The organism is Anabaenopsis elenkinii CCIBt3563, from assembly GCF_015245355.1.
Classification (GTDB): Bacteria; Cyanobacteriota; Cyanobacteriia; order Cyanobacteriales; family Nostocaceae; genus Anabaenopsis; species Anabaenopsis elenkinii.
In genome coordinates this window covers 2190066-2204691 of sequence record NZ_CP063311.1, presented here as the reverse complement: position 1 = coordinate 2204691, position 14626 = coordinate 2190066, and the positions used below count along the sequence as shown (strand labels likewise).

Annotated in this window: 18 protein-coding genes and 1 tRNA gene; 12 read left to right on the top strand and 7 right to left on the bottom strand. The window is 41.3% G+C overall.

Going from position 1 to position 14626, the window contains the following annotated elements:
* Nucleotides 1-101 precede the first annotated feature (101 nt).
* Nucleotides 102-1004: a 2OG-Fe(II) oxygenase gene (locus IM676_RS09705; RefSeq protein WP_200989986.1), complete on the top strand. Its 903-nt coding sequence runs from the start codon at nucleotides 102-104 to the stop codon at nucleotides 1002-1004.
* Here the strand turns inward: IM676_RS09705 and IM676_RS09700 are convergent.
* The 3 genes from IM676_RS09700 to IM676_RS09690 form a co-directional block, all read right to left on the bottom strand.
* The gene (locus tag IM676_RS09700) at nucleotides 1001-1915 is read right to left on the bottom strand and encodes a carbohydrate ABC transporter permease (RefSeq protein ID WP_200989985.1); all 915 of its coding nucleotides are present in this window, start codon (nucleotides 1913-1915) and stop codon (nucleotides 1001-1003) included. The genes IM676_RS09705 and IM676_RS09700 overlap by 4 nt on opposite strands.
* 69 nt (nucleotides 1916-1984) lie before the next feature.
* Entirely contained in the window at nucleotides 1985-2761 is a 777-nt protein-coding gene (locus IM676_RS09695; protein WP_200989984.1) for an ABC transporter ATP-binding protein, read from the bottom strand.
* Between the two features lie 89 nt (nucleotides 2762-2850).
* Nucleotides 2851-2937 (bottom strand) — tRNA-Ser (locus IM676_RS09690).
* A 105-nt stretch (nucleotides 2938-3042) separates the two neighbouring features.
* Between IM676_RS09690 and IM676_RS09685 the strand changes: the two genes are divergently transcribed.
* The 5 genes from IM676_RS09685 to IM676_RS09665 all read left to right on the top strand — a co-directional run bounded on the left by IM676_RS09685 (nucleotide 3043) and on the right by IM676_RS09665 (nucleotide 6585).
* Nucleotides 3043-3411 carry a 2Fe-2S iron-sulfur cluster-binding protein gene (locus IM676_RS09685; RefSeq protein ID WP_200989983.1) on the top strand — a complete coding sequence of 123 codons (369 nt, stop codon included), beginning with the start codon at nucleotides 3043-3045 and terminating at the stop codon, nucleotides 3409-3411.
* Nucleotides 3401-3973 (top strand): thermonuclease family protein, encoded by a 573-nt coding sequence (locus IM676_RS09680; RefSeq protein WP_200989982.1) that lies wholly within the window; start codon nucleotides 3401-3403, stop codon nucleotides 3971-3973. The genes IM676_RS09685 and IM676_RS09680 overlap by 11 nt, the downstream gene beginning before the upstream one ends.
* Nucleotides 3974-4014: 41 nt before the next feature.
* A complete protein-coding gene (locus tag IM676_RS09675) occupies nucleotides 4015-4827 on the top strand; it encodes an inositol monophosphatase family protein (protein WP_200989981.1) in 813 nt (270 codons plus the stop codon).
* A 182-nt stretch (nucleotides 4828-5009) separates the two neighbouring features.
* The gene (locus IM676_RS09670) at nucleotides 5010-6221 is read left to right on the top strand and encodes an ATP phosphoribosyltransferase regulatory subunit (protein WP_200989980.1); all 1212 of its coding nucleotides are present in this window, start codon (nucleotides 5010-5012) and stop codon (nucleotides 6219-6221) included.
* A 139-nt stretch (nucleotides 6222-6360) separates the two neighbouring features.
* Entirely contained in the window at nucleotides 6361-6585 is a 225-nt protein-coding gene (locus IM676_RS09665) for an indolepyruvate ferredoxin oxidoreductase subunit alpha (protein WP_200989979.1), read from the top strand.
* 57 nt (nucleotides 6586-6642) lie between these two features.
* Here the strand turns inward: IM676_RS09665 and tnpA are convergent, their stop codons facing one another.
* A complete protein-coding gene (gene tnpA / locus IM676_RS09660; protein WP_200989978.1) occupies nucleotides 6643-7044 on the bottom strand; it encodes an IS200/IS605 family transposase in 402 nt (133 codons plus the stop codon).
* Nucleotides 7045-7097: 53 nt separating this feature from the next.
* Here tnpA and IM676_RS09655 point away from each other — a divergent pair, with 53 nt between their 5' ends.
* The 3 genes from IM676_RS09655 to IM676_RS09645 all read left to right on the top strand — a co-directional run bounded on the left by IM676_RS09655 (nucleotide 7098) and on the right by IM676_RS09645 (nucleotide 9542).
* Nucleotides 7098-7673, top strand: a complete 576-nt coding sequence (locus IM676_RS09655; RefSeq protein WP_225880487.1) for an RNA-guided endonuclease InsQ/TnpB family protein — start codon at nucleotides 7098-7100, stop codon at nucleotides 7671-7673.
* A 6-nt stretch (nucleotides 7674-7679) separates the two neighbouring features.
* A complete protein-coding gene (locus tag IM676_RS09650; RefSeq protein ID WP_200989977.1) occupies nucleotides 7680-8408 on the top strand; it encodes an ABC transporter ATP-binding protein in 729 nt (242 codons plus the stop codon).
* A gap of 267 nt (nucleotides 8409-8675) precedes the next feature.
* Nucleotides 8676-9542, top strand: a complete 867-nt coding sequence (locus tag IM676_RS09645; RefSeq protein WP_200989976.1) for a DUF4231 domain-containing protein — start codon at nucleotides 8676-8678, stop codon at nucleotides 9540-9542.
* A gap of 68 nt (nucleotides 9543-9610) precedes the next feature.
* Here the strand turns inward: IM676_RS09645 and moeB are convergent, their stop codons facing one another.
* The 3 genes from moeB to IM676_RS09630 are packed head-to-tail and all read right to left on the bottom strand — an operon-like array spanning nucleotide 9611 to nucleotide 11662.
* Nucleotides 9611-10783: a molybdopterin-synthase adenylyltransferase MoeB gene (gene moeB, locus IM676_RS09640; protein ID WP_200989975.1), complete on the bottom strand. Its 1173-nt coding sequence runs from the start codon at nucleotides 10781-10783 to the stop codon at nucleotides 9611-9613.
* Between the two features lie 52 nt (nucleotides 10784-10835).
* On the bottom strand, nucleotides 10836-11303 hold the full coding sequence (locus IM676_RS09635) for a M67 family metallopeptidase (RefSeq protein WP_200989974.1): 468 nt from the start codon (nucleotides 11301-11303) through the stop codon (nucleotides 10836-10838).
* Nucleotides 11303-11662: a four helix bundle protein gene (locus tag IM676_RS09630; protein WP_200989973.1), complete on the bottom strand. Its 360-nt coding sequence runs from the start codon at nucleotides 11660-11662 to the stop codon at nucleotides 11303-11305. Before IM676_RS09630 ends, IM676_RS09635 begins: the two co-directional genes overlap by 1 nt.
* A gap of 234 nt (nucleotides 11663-11896) precedes the next feature.
* Between IM676_RS09630 and IM676_RS09625 the strand changes: the two genes are divergently transcribed.
* From IM676_RS09625 to IM676_RS09615, 3 genes are read left to right on the top strand one after another with little or no spacing between them, the layout of a single operon-like run.
* Nucleotides 11897-12652, top strand: a complete 756-nt coding sequence (locus tag IM676_RS09625) for an ATP-binding cassette domain-containing protein (RefSeq protein WP_200989972.1) — start codon at nucleotides 11897-11899, stop codon at nucleotides 12650-12652.
* Nucleotides 12649-13281, top strand: a complete 633-nt coding sequence (locus IM676_RS09620) for an ABC transporter permease (RefSeq protein ID WP_200989971.1) — start codon at nucleotides 12649-12651, stop codon at nucleotides 13279-13281. Before IM676_RS09625 ends, IM676_RS09620 begins: the two co-directional genes overlap by 4 nt.
* 39 nt (nucleotides 13282-13320) lie before the next feature.
* Complete coding sequence (locus IM676_RS09615; protein WP_200989970.1) at nucleotides 13321-14214, top strand: glycine betaine ABC transporter substrate-binding protein; 894 nt, start codon at nucleotides 13321-13323, stop codon at nucleotides 14212-14214.
* Nucleotides 14215-14626: the final 412 nt, after the last annotated feature.

Genomic DNA, 14626 nt, shown 5'->3' with positions numbered 1-14626 from the left:
ATATATTAAAAATAATTATATATAATCCCAGTATAAATTAAGTTTTATCACTGATAAAAACATCATGAATATTAAATATATAGCTGGTTAAATTAACTAACATGAATCAAGTTAGGCATAGACTCCTAGGGCAAATACGTAATAAAATTTTACAGAACATAACAGCAATACCATTTATTAGATATCAAGAGGATCTCGGGTATGCAGCAGCAGTAAAAAACCACATGATCAACTTGCCTAGTTTACCACAGGCTGATCAGGATATAGTAAACAGGCTTAACCATGAAGGAGTAGTAATTACTTCATTAGCAGAACTGGGGATTATATCTACACCTGATATACTGACAGCAGCCAAAAATATCATATCAAAAATACCTGCAAATATTTCTGTACATAAAAATAAGTTTGTTATTCATGCTAGTTCCCAGCAGATAATGGAGTATCCAGAAATCTTTTTTTGGGGACTCGAAGATCGGTTACTAAATATTGCCGAGAATTATATTGGTTTACCAGTGGCTTATAATGGAGTATATCTTCGCCGTGATCTTGCTAATAACATCGAGCAAGGCTCTAGGTTATGGCACATAGATATAGAGGATAGGAAAATCCTCAAAATTATAATTTATCTAAATGATGTTAATGAGTATACAGGACCTTTTCAATATCTCACCCAAGATTTAACTACAGAAATCATCAAATTATTAAAATATAAATCTGGGTACATTCCAGATATTAAGTTCAAAGAATTTGTATCTCCAAAACAATATAATTCATGTACGGGTTCCCTGGGTACTGTAATTTTTGCCGGTACTGGTAGTATTTTCCATCGGGGAAATTTACCGTTACTTTCCGATAGATTAGCTCTGTTTTTTGATTATAGTTCTAGACGACAAAAAAACAGATATTATATAGGCAATTCTCTACCGCATGAGGATCTATTAATCCTGTGCCAAAATCTGCCAGAATATAAAAAACAATGTATTCTTGATCAAGAAAAATCTTAAATTGTCATATCTTCTGGTTGGGTAATAGCTAATCGCAAAACTGATAAACCTAAAATAATCAAAAATAAAACCAATCCAATTGTACAAGCATAGCTAAGTTCTAAGTGACTAAAGGCTTCTTCATATAAATAGTAAACAATGGTTTTGGAACTATTTAAAGGACCACCTTGGGTCATAATAAATACTTCTTCAAAGACTTTAGTTGCTGAAATTGCGGAAATCACTGCTACCAGGGCTAAATACGGCCTCATTAACGGTATGGTAATATCCCAGTGTTTGCGGATACCATCAGAACCATCAATAGCTGCGGCTTCATAGACATCCGCGGAAATTGATTGCAATCCGGCTAAATAAATTACCATGTAATAGCCCAGTCCCTTCCAGATAGTCACAGCCATGACACTGGCTAGAGAAATCGGTACAATGCCTAGTAGTTTCTCTGGACTGGTTAACCAGGGAATTCCTGCGGGAAAAATATTCACAGTTGTGAGTAACTGATTAAGTAAGCCGTTTTCTGCATATAGCCATTTCCAAGCTATACCAGCAACTACCATTGATATTACTACCGGCGTGTAGTAAGCGGCTCTAAACCAATTCATCCCTCGCAACTTCTGATTTACCAAAATTGCCAGTCCTAAGGGAGCTATGACTAGAATTGGTACGACACCCACAAGGTAGAGCAGGGTGTTTTCTAAGGTTTTCCAAAAAACTGCATCTTTCCACAAGCGCCGAAAGTTGTCAAAACCTATCCATTGCGGTGGCTGGGAAAGGTATTCGTAGCTGGTAAAGCTCAGGTAAAATGCTTGTATTGCCGGCCAGAAAACTGTTGCAAATAATAGAATTAGTGCGGGGAGTAAGAATAAGTAGGGTGTTAGTTTTTCTTTGATAAATTTCCAGTTGGGTTGATTCATGGTGGGATGTTATGCTTTCCTGTCTGGATGAGTTAGCTTCGCCTTTGTTTATAGAGGTGGAGGAAGGAATTAAACGGCAGATATGGCGCAAACTTGTAAGCCAACAGGTGTATTGATAATTACAGATTCTACACCAAAGACTTGGGCGATCGCATGGGGTGTGAGGACTGCTGCGGGTGTACCCACTTCCCACAGATGACCTTGTTTTAATAAAGCGATGCGGGAACTATAGCGAGCTGCTAAATTGAGTTCGTGTAGGACGGTGACAATGGTTAAATTCTGCTGTTGATTGAGGGTTTTCAGTAATTCTAACAGTTGTAATTGATACTTTACATCTAAATAAGTTGTGGGTTCATCTAATAGTAATACTTTCGGTTCTTGGGCTAATGCTAAGGCTAAAAAAGCCCGTTGTCTTTCACCGCCGGAAAGTTGTTCAACTAGGCGATCGCTCAATTTATCTAGTTGAGTTTGTGCAATAGCTGCAGCCACCTTTTCCCGGTCTTCACAGTTGAGTTCCCATTGCCACCAAGGTTGATGGGGGGTGCGTCCTAAACTGACCAATTGGCGCACTGTTAACCCTGCGGGAATTGTTTGTTGTTGGGGTAATAATGCTAACTTCTGCGCCACTAAATGGGGAGGCTGACAATGAATTGCTTTGCCATCCAGTAGGACTGTGCCTTGCTGTGGGGAGAGAATCCGACTGAGTAATTTGAGGATTGTAGATTTACCAGAACCATTCGCACCCACTAAACTTAACCATTCTCCTGTTTCTAGAGATAGGTTAATATCTTGGATAATGGGTAACTCTGTGTAACCACCAGTGAGGTTTTGCAGTTCTAAGGGCATTGGGATGATAAAAAATTACTGCTGACAGTTTACTCCACCGCAGCAGTTTTTTGCTCAAATTATCTAGGTTGGGGTTCCTATTTTTCTAACGGAGAGGGAGGGATTCGAACCCTCGTATACGTTTCCGCATAACAGACTTTCCAGGTCTGCGCCTTAAACCACTCGGCCACCTCTCCAGGGGCAACGATTTATAACTGTACTATGAAATCTCAGAAAATGCAAACATAAAAGCAGATAAATTAAATTAAAGCTGAAGTCTAGTTTGGAAATCCCAAATCACCATGTCCCATACATATAGAATTACAGTCCGCGATCGCGCTACTGGCAAGGAATACAGTTTACAAGTTCCTTCAGACCGCTACATCCTCCACAGCATTGAACAACAGGGCCAGGAACTGCCCTTTTCTTGCCGGAATGGGGCTTGCACAACTTGCGCCGTGCGGGTGCTATCTGGAGAAATTTACCAACCCGAAGCGATTGGACTATCACCAGCTTTGCGCCAGAAAGGGTATGCTTTGTTATGTGTCAGTTATGCTCAGTCTGATTTGGAGGTGGAAACTCAAGATGAAGATGAGGTTTATGAACTTCAGTTTGGGCGCTATTTTGCTAGAGGTAAGGTGAAGGCGGGTTTACCCTTAGATGAGGATTAAGATTGGTTGCGCGCACAGGAGGCGCGCAGACGCAAAGGTTTTTTTTGGGCTTCTTTTGGTTAGCTTGCTGTTGTTGGTGGGTTGTCAGGGCTACCATAACCAGACTGCAAGCAGTCGGACTCAGGTGACCGTGTCCCGGGTAGTCAGTGGTCAAACTTTGGAAGTTTTAGGTATGGCTGAACAACCAAATTTGATTTCTCCGGTGCGATTACTTGGTCTTGATGCACCAGATTTGCGACAAAATCCCTGGGGATATGAGTCTAGAGCAGCTTTAGCGCGGTTGATTGGTGACCAAGAAAAATCCGTGACCCTGGAGTTTGATGTGCAAGCCAAAGATAATTTTGGTCGGATTTTGGCTTATGTGTGGAAGGATGACCAGTTATTAAATGAAGAATTGCTTAAACAAGGGTATGCTTTGTTTGTGTCGCGCTCCCCTAATCATAAATATGACCAGCGCTTAGAACGGGCCCAACAATGGGCTAGACTGATGGAAAAAGGCATTTGGAACCCAGAAAAACCACTGCGTGTCCCTCCTGCTGAGTTTCGCCGCCGAAATTTTTAGGGACTGGGAGAAAGCTCATACTTTCCAATGATTAATCACTAATGACTAATTTACAAATTTTTCTAGATATTGCTACGGAAGCGGCCTTGGCTGCGGGTGCGGTTTTGCAGGGGTATTTGGGTAAGTTAGAAGGTGCTATTATCGAAAAAGGCCGCCCTGGTGATTTAGTCACTGCGGCAGATAAAGCCTCGGAAGCTGAGATTTTGTCAATTTTGCGTCGCCACTTTCCCCAACATTCCATCCTCGCAGAGGAATCAGGGAAGTTGGGCAATCAAGATAATCAGTATCTCTGGGCAATTGACCCCTTAGATGGTACAACTAATTACGCCCACCAATACCCGGCTTTTGCTGTTTCTATTGGTTTATTAGTTGATGGTGTGCCGCAAGTGGGTGTAATTTATAACCCTTTCCATGATGAACTATTTCGGGCTGCTACTGGCTTAGGGGCGACCCGTAACCGCTATTCTATTCAGGTTTCTGAAATATCTGACTTGAGTAAAAGCCTGTTGGTAACGGGTTTTGCCTATGATCGCCGTGAAACCTCAGATAATAATTATGCAGAATTTTGTCACCTGACTCATCTCACCCAAGGTGTGAGGCGTAGTGGTTCGGCCGCCCTGGATTTGGCTTATGTTGCTTGCGGCCGTGTAGATGGTTACTGGGAAAGGGGAATTTCTCCCTGGGACGTGGTCGCTGGTGTGGTATTGCTGCAGGAAGCTGGGGGGAAAGTTACTGCCTATGATGGTAGTCCTTTTAACATTGAATCCGGGAGAATCCTCGCTACTAATGGCAAGATTCACGACCAGCTTAGTCATCAGTTGGTGGTAGTCCCCCCTTTGTCAATGTGGAAATAATAGTGGAAAATTAAATCTCACTGACGAAATAGGGTTGACAACCAAACATAAAATAAAAAAGGTTTGAAGGCAACAATCTAGTCGCCCGAAAGCAACTTCACCTCCTGATGATGGCTCTAAGCAAGCAGATAAATCTGGAGGTGGGGTTTATTTGGTGGTTTGTTTGGTGGGAAGAAAAAATAATGGTGTATCAACCAGCAGCGGGAGCCAGGGATTTATTACCTTTAGATGTGGCACAAAAACGCTGGATTGAAGATAGATTACAGCAAGTGTTTCATCGTTGGGGATATCACAGGATTATTACTTCAACTTTGGAACGCATGGATACTCTGATGGCTGGAGAAGCAATTCAGCGCCAGATGGTGATTCAACTGCAAAATGGTGAAGATGAAGAATTAGGATTGCGTCCAGAATTGACCGCTTCTATTGCTCGTGCTGTGGCTACCCGGATGGCAGATGTTGCTTATCCCCAACGCCTCTACTACAATGCTAATGTCTTTCGTCGTACCTGGGAAAACAGGCACAATCGCCAGCAAGAATTTTATCAAGCTGGCGTGGAGTTGTTAGGTCTGGGGGGATTGTTAGCTAATGCAGAAGTCCTGCTGTTGGCTAGTAGTTGTCTGGCGGTATTGGGTTTGCCTAATTGGCATTTGATTTTGGGGGAAGCGGGAATTACTCGATCGCTCCTGGATGCTTTTCCGCGCCACCTCCAACCTCAAGTTCGCAGTGCGATCGCCCATCTTGACCGCATCGCCATAGATACTTTACCCATGAGCCATGAATTACGCGATCGCGCCAGAATTATGATGGACCTGCGCGGTGATAGTGGGGATGTCTTACAAAAAGTTAGTGCTCTTGGTTTAGCTCCAGAGCAGCAAGAGATGGTTAATCATCTCAAATCTGTGGTAGAGTTATTACAATCAAAAGGGAATTTTCCTTTAATTCTTGACCTCAGCTTGATCCAAACTATAGACTATTATACCGGTATAGTCTTTGAAATTGTTAGCGATACCGGCTCACAAGCCAGAGTTTTAGGGCGGGGTGGTCGCTACGACAAGCTTTTAGGATTATATCATCCCCAAGGTGAAGATATTCCCGGTATTGGTTTTGTCTTAAATATTGAGGATTTATACCAAGTTCTTCTATCTACTCAGCAATTACCACAATCAACCCCAGTCAGTCACTGGTTAGTAGTCGCCCAGACACCAAATGCTACAGCTACAGCCTTTGCCCACGCCCAAAAACTGCGTGATTGTCCTGATTTGGTGAGAGTAGAAATGCATTTAGGTGGCACCGATGAACAAGCTATTAGACAATACGCCAGCGATCGCGGTATTGCCCAAATTGCTTGGGTTAAATCAGATGGTTCCATTATCAATGAACCATTACTGTAGTTCATTCTAGCACAAAACCTCGCCCCATCTTTAACTCACCTCTGCTTGGTCAGACCATGGGTTACGGGTGAGGTGGAGGTTAGTAAATAATCCTGCTAGGCTAGATATAGCTGATCCGAAAGAAAGGGAATTGAAAAAAATGCCGCACACCATTGTTACTGATGTTTGTGAAGGTGTTGCTGACTGCGTAGATGCTTGTCCAGTAGCTTGTATTCATCCAGGTCCAGGTAAAAATGTCAAGGGAACCGATTGGTATTGGATTGATTTTGCCACCTGTATCGATTGTGGCATATGTATCCAAGTTTGCCCAGTAACAGATGCCATCCTTCCTGAAGAACGACCTGATTTACAGAAAACACCTTAGAATTTTTCGGTCAACGTTTTATATTTATCGAAAAAATGCGTTGAAAACCCCGTCGTTCTACGACGGCTTTTCTTGATTCTGGATATATTTCTTAAGAACCTCAAGTGGCGCACCACCAACAGAAGACACAAAGTAACTAGGACTCCATAGAGCTTGCTTTCCATAGGGTTTAGGGAATCCACCTTGACCGTATCTACGGCTAGACACACCTTTTAAAGCATTAACAATTTGAGATATTGAAAGTTTAGGAGGGAACTCAATTACTGCGTGGATGTGGTCTGATTCTCCGTTAAACTCAAGTATTTGGAAATCCATCTTTCTTGCTACATCTACAAATGATTTGTGAATTAGTTCAAGACTTTCATTAGTAAAAATTTTGCTTCTATACTTGGTGACACAGACCAAATGTATTTTCAGGTCTGAAATACTGTGTCTTTCATGTCTTAAACCACTTGTCATTTTTGGCTAAATCATGTAGAATTTATTTTAACAGACCAATCTTAGCACAAAGCATGAAAGCTAGATATCAGTACAGATTTTACCCAACAGACCAACAGCAACAGAGTTTAGCTCGGTTGTATGGTTGTCTAAGAGTTGTCTGGAATGATGCTCTAGGTTTCTGCAAACAATCTGAAAAGCTACCTGGATTTAACAAACTCTCGGCGATGCTGACCCAAGCTAAAAAGACTGAAGAGAGAAAGTGGCTATCTGATGTTTCTTCAGTCCCATTACAACAGTATCTTAGGCATTTAGATGTTGCTTACAAAAATTTTTTCAATTCCCTTAAGGGGAAGAGAAAAGGTAAAAAGGTTGGTGTCCCTAGATTTAAGAAGAAAACCAACTCGCAATCAGCAGAGTTTACTAAGGCTGCTTTCTCTATAAAAGATGGAGTAGTCTACATAGCCAAAATTGGGAATATCAAACCAATTTGGTCAAGAGACCTACCATCTGAACCTAGCTCAGTTACAGTGATTAAAGATTGTGCTAACCGCTATTTTCTTAGCTTCGTTGTAGAAGTTGAACCCAATATTACTGTTGCCAAAAACCAAAGCGTAGGTTATGTCAAAAGACCGTTGACCAGTAACTAATGACCAATGAGTAATGACTATTTATTAGAAGTTAAAAATGTCCACGCTGGATACATCAAAGATATAGATATCCTCCAGGGAGTAAATTTTTCTCTCAAACCCGGTGAATTAGTCGCAGTGATTGGCCCCAATGGGGCGGGTAAATCCACCTTAGCCAAAACCATTTTTGGGCTGTTAACTCCTCATACCGGTACTATTACCTTTAAAGGTGAAAATATTGCTGGGCTAAAGTCCAATCAAATCGTCAGGAGGGGGATGTGTTATGTACCACAAATCTCTAATGTTTTTCCTTCCTTGAGTGTAGAAGAGAACTTAGAAATGGGGGCTTTTGTGCGTGATATCCCCCTAAAACCCCTGAAAGACAAAATTTTTACTATGTTTCCTAGACTGAGCGATCGCCGTCGCCAACGTGCTGGTACACTCTCAGGAGGAGAACGCCAAATGCTGGCTATGGGTAAAGCATTAATGTTAGAACCGAGTTTATTGTTATTAGATGAACCTTCTGCGGCTTTATCCCCCATTCTCGTTACCCAAGTATTTGAGCAGATTAAACAAATTAATCACACAGGTACAGCAATTGTCTTAGTGGAACAAAACGCCCGTAAAGCCTTAGAAATGTCTGACCGTGGCTATGTCCTAGAGTCGGGACGTGATGCTATTTGTGGATCTGGTCAGGAATTACTACATGATCCTAAAGTAGCTGAATTATATTTGGGTGCTGCTAAAACCCACTAATTCTGAATGGGGATTGGAGTGTCTAAGTGTAAAGTAAATATGATACTAGTAATATAGTCAGTAGGAATATCTGACTATATTTTGCTGTAATTGCTTAAAAAAAGCTTAATTATCTTAATTCCCCATTGCATCAGCTTTATTGTTTCATTAAAATCTAGTGTATTTTAATGCCTGAATTCATGACTGAACCAGGGAATTTTCTGTTTAGCTTCGATTAACTGGACATAATATAATTTCTGAATCAAAAATTACTGGGGACACCAATTAATGACTACACCAGACTTAATGATTAATAGTTTAACACCAAATATTCAGGCTGAAACTATACCTATTTTATCTAGTTCGCCTGAAGAGAAAAGATTTTTAACCCTGAAGATAATTGATAAATTATTGATAGCATTATTACTATTAATTAGTATTATTGCTATTAGTTTTTCCGCAAATCAAAAATTAGTTCTTTATAGTATTATATCACTCTGTCTTGTCCTTGTAGTATTCATCATCAACAGACAACTTTTTCAGGAATCGCAACAAGCAGTTAGTCAGTATGAAGCCAAGAAAAAAGCAGAAATATATACCTACTTATTGAATGATAGCTCTTGGCAGCTGAAAAATTTCACTCCCGTGAAAGCTAAAGCCCTAGAATATTGCCAAAATTTGATCAACGACTATAAACGGGTTCGGGATTTATCGAGAACGATTTACTATATTCTGCAAATTACGACTGTGGTTTTTTCAGGAATCACACCTATTTTAGTCCTAGTAGATAAAATAGAAGCAGGCCAAACTTGGTTAAAGTGGTTACCAGTTATTTGTCCTGCTATTGCTTCTATACTCGCCAGTATAGTGACATCCTTCCCTTTTCAAAAGAATTGGGTAGCAGCTAACACAGTAGTTGAACGGTTAGAAGCTGAAGAAGAAAAATTTGTGTTGGGGGTAACACAACCTTATCGCCTGTGTGATATTTCTGACGAAGTGCAACAGCAAAAAAATGTCAGCCAAGCGTTAGAATACTTTATTCAACAGGTGAATAACATTCATTTCGAGCAAGTGCAGCAAAATAATGCTCCTCAGTCAGAAAAGCAAGAATCAACCCCACCGAATGATGACAATCAATCTCAACGAACCACCTAATTAACAGTAGGGAGCAGCAGACGCAGAGAATCAAAATGAAATCTCTGCGTTACTTTGCCTAAAACATTTTAATACTCTGGAACCGAAGGATCGATTTCCTTACTCCAAGCATTAATTCCACCTTTAACATTAGTCCCCTCAATTCCGGCTTCCTTGAGGATAGCTAAAGCTTTGGCAGAACGTCCCCCCAGTTTACAATGAGCAATTAAGCGGTGACCATTAAGTATTTCCTTCACCTTGGTTACACCGTCGCCATTTTCAATATCTGGTAAGGGGATCAATACAGAACCAGGAATTTTAGCGATTTCGTATTCATGGGGGTTACGAACATCTAAGAGAACAAAATCCTTTACACCGCTATCTAGTAATTCCTTCAATTCTTGAACAGTCATTTCTGACATTTCCATCTGCTGTTTAGCCTCCTGCGCCTTAGCTTGGGTAATTCCACAGAATTGTTCATAGTCTATCAGCTTTTCAATTACGGGGCGAATGGGATTAGGGCGCAGTTTCAACTCCCGGAATTTCATATCTAAGGCATTGTATAACAGTAATCTTCCACTGAGGGTGTTACCTTGTCCAGTGATGATTTTTACTGTCTCCGTAGCCTGAATAACCCCAATCATTCCTGGTAAAATACCCAGTACACCCCCTTCTGCACAAGAGGGAACCATTCCTGGTGGTGGTGGTTCTGGGTATAAGTCACGATAGTTAGGGCCACCTTCGTAGTTAAATACTGTAGCTTGGCCTTCAAAACGGAAAATAGAACCGTAGACGTTGGGCTTATTTAATAACACACAAGCGTCATTCACCAGGTATCTGGTGGGGAAGTTATCAGTACCATCAACCACAATATCATAGGGCTGCATGATATCTAGGGCGTTTTCTGAACTCAGGCGAGTTTCGTACAAATCAACCTGACAATAGGGGTTAATTTCGTGAATGCGATTTTTGGCCGATTCAATTTTGGGTTTACCTACCCAGGATGTACCGTGAATGACTTGGCGTTGCAGATTGGAAGTATCAACGACATCGAAATCTACAATACCAATGCGGCCAATACCCGCAGCTGCAAGATATAACAGTAATGGCGAACCTAGTCCACCAGTACCAATACACAACACACTAGCCACTTTTAAACGCTTCTGCCCTTCCAGCCCAATTTCTGGCAGAATTAGATGGCGGGAATAGCGTTCATAATCATCTTTGGTCAACTGGATTTCATCCAGATTAGGATTGAGCATAGAACTTCAGTAGATCAGCGAGGAATACTTATCCTATCGAAAAACGATATTTTTAAATTATCTTTTTAATTGACTCTGGTTGAAACTGGTCATGTTCATCCAGACTCCAACTTTTAACTGTACCAGCTTTGCCATTGTTAACGGAAACTATTATATACGAGTATTCCGCCCAAGCATATAGGCGATCGCATTCTGAAGGTATAGCAGGATGATCAGGGTGTGAGTGATAAATACCGATAATATTCAGACCGCGATCGCGTGCTGTTTTTTGTGCTTGTAACATCACTTGGGGGTCGATCGCATATCGTCTGCGGGTACTCTCTACTATCTGTTCACCAGTCAAATCATGGCCTTGGCTGTTCCAGGCGTTTTCTGTGGGTATGATCTCTATCACAGTTTTACCCTCCCTACCCAGACGACCAAGAATTAGCCCACAGCATTCTTCTGGATAGGTGCTTTCACCATGGTGACAAATCATTTCCTGGTGGTGAGCAAGCAGTTGGAGTACCCGACTATTCATCAAAAATTGTGACTTTGCTTATCAATGTAGGATGTGAGGAGTTCTTTCACTTCCAGCACATTACTGATCAGGCGATCATAATCAGACGTTTGCAGTATATGCAACTCATGGCAAAGCAGCAGGTAATATTCTACCTCAATTACTCCATCCCTGGCCATTTCCAGACAATCCAGTTGGATTTCATAGTCATCGCGATCGCATCCCTGAGCGATCTTAATGGCAATGGAAGCACAAGCTAAACGGATTTGTTGTGTTATACCCAACAATTCCTCCTCTGGAAAGGTTTTAGTAATTTCATAAACTGCAATTGTCAGTTCATGCGCTTTTTCCCATTCTTGCAGTTCTCTAAAGTCTGTCATTGTATTGGTATCCTTCAGGATTCATGGGGTGACCAATGCCTACCTCACCATCATATGCCACTATTGAGTGACTAGCACTATGCTACCCAATTAAATATCATCCAATTCCTGGAAAAACATGATATTTTTATCATAGGGAATTACTACATTTACCTGGTTGATACTTATATGATTAATTATGATTAATACTGTAATTTTTAGTATAAAATAATCATAGCAAAAATCAACTTGATAATGCAACCCAATCACCCGACTGTAGTGGAATTCCGCGATGTTACCTTTAGACGCAACCATCGCCCTTTAGTATCTCATCTTAATTTCTCTATTATTCACGGAGAAGCCCTAGTATTACTCGGACGCAGTGGGAGCGGCAAAACTACCACTATGAAGTTAATCAATGGCCTCTTTATACCTACACAAGGTCAAGTATTATTTAATGGCATCCCCACCACTGAATGGGATGAAATTAAATTACGGCGCAATATTGGTTATGTCATTCAAGAAACTGGCTTATTTCCCCATTTCACCGTAGAACGTAATGTAGGTTTAGTGCCCACCTTACTGGGTTGGCAATCTAAACAAATTAAAATCAGGGTGTATGAATTATTGCAAATGGTAGGGTTAGAGCCTCAACAATTTGCCGGGCGTTATCCTCATGAACTTTCGGGAGGACAAAAGCAGCGGGTAGGTGTAGCTAGGGCATTAGCAGCCGATCCGCCAGTATTATTGATGGATGAACCCTTTGGCGCCCTTGATCCCATGACGCGATTAGAACTGCAACAAGAATTTCACCGGTTACAACAAGAATTAAATAAGACTGTTGTCTTTATTACCCATGATATTCAAGAAGCCTTTGTTTTGGCTTCCCGAGTTGGGTTAATGTCTGAGGGAGAACTAGTAGTATTAGGGACAAAGGATGAATTTAAGGGATCTGTACATCCTGAAAGTCTAGCTTTTCTCAAATGTCTGCAATCTCTGGAAAATTTATGAATGACTTTTTCTTGTTTAAGTATGCTCCGGAAATCCTCCAACATACCCTAGAACACTTATTTATGGTCAGCATTGCCATGGCCACGGCGACAGTCATTGGTATCCCCTTAGGTATTCTCATCACCCGCAAAACTCACCTGCGCCAAGGGGTTCTCGGTATTGCCAATATTTTGCAAACCGTCCCCAGTTTAGCATTATTTGGTTTACTGATTCCAGTACCGATCATTGGCGGTATTGGTGTGATTCCCGCCATTGTTGCCCTAACTTTATACTCCTTTTTACCCATTATCCGTAATACTTACACTGGTATCACAGGCGTAGATCCCGCAATTCGGGAAGCTGGTAGAGGTATGGGAATGACAGATAGACAATTATTGTCACAGGTAGAAATTCCTTTGGCTATGGGGGTAATTTTGGCAGGTGTGCGGGTAGCAACAGTAATTTCTATCGGTATTGCTACGATCGCCGCCGCTATTGGTGCTGGTGGTTTAGGGGTGTTTATTTTTCGCGGAATTGCAGTGGTAAATAATCAATTAATTTTAGCTGGGGCTGTCCCGGCGGCAATTCTTGCTCTGCTGGCTGATTGGGGTATTGGTTGGTTAGAAAGAAAATTAACAGTTAAAACTTAAATTTTTGATGATTTATGGTGGTTATGGCTTTGGGAACAGATGAAAAGATTTTTGTCTATTTTAACTTGTCTGATGTTGCTAGCGATCGCAGGTTGTAATTTCAATTCTACTTCTAGCGATACTGGTGATATTGTTGTTGCTTCTAAGAATTTTACTGAACAAGATATTTTGGGGGAACTTTTAGCCCAGCAAATTGAGGAGCATACTGATTTAACAGTTACTCGCCGCCCTCGTTTAGGTGGGACCTTTGTCTGTCATAATGCGCTTGTGGCTGGACAAATTGATGCTTATATTGAGTATACAGGCACAGCGTTTAATGCCATTTTAAAAGAGAAAGTAGTACATGATGCCAACCTAGTTAGAGAAAAGTTAACACAGGCCTATGCACAACAGTTTAACTTAGAAGTAATGCCCAGTCTAGGTTTTGAAAATAATTATGCCATAATTGTGCGTGGTGAAGATGCTCAACGGTACAATCTTCAAACCATCTCAGATGCAGTTAAATATACACCTAAATGGCGCGGTGGGTTCGGTTACGAATTTTTAGAACGGGAAGATGGTTTCCCCGGATTCGCTAAAACTTATGGTATGGAGTTTGCTAGACCTCCCCAAATTATGGACTTAGGTTTAATCTATCGAGCCTTGACTCAAAAACAAGTGGATATGGTGGCGGGTAATTCTACAGATGGGCAAATATCCCGACTAGGTTTAGTAGTACTGAAAGATGATAAACAGTATTTTCCACATTATGAAGCAGTGCCCATTGTCCGTAAAGAAACCTTACAGAAATATCCCCAATTAAGAGCAGCTATCAATCAACTGACCGGGAAAATCACGGAGAAAGAAATACGACAATTAAATAACCTCGTGGAAGGGGAATTACAAGATATTAAAACTGTGGTGAGCGAGTTTCGCAAATCAAAACAACTCTAGATATAACTAATTAATAACTCATCCCATGGGTATTTTTACCGGATACAAACCTATTGCGATCGCGTCAGCGCTGCTGCTTGATGCTACACGGGGAGCCAGGGGTTAGAAACCCCCGTCTCAAAGCTAAAGTCAGATAAATCTGACTGAAAGATCATGTATCTGATGATCTTGACGGGATGCGTCGCCATTCTATATACCCCCCTTGTAAGGGGTTGGGGGTGGGGTCAAACCTCATCAGACCATCTGCTATGGGCGTTGGAACGATATTAATAAACTGACAGAACTAGAAAAGCTGGGTTTAGATTTTCGTAAGGAATCCCGTCACTGTGGCTGTCTTGATTAACATACCAAGGTTCAAATCAACCTACCTGACAAGTATCGGGTGACACCTCATTATATAATGTCCCCAAGA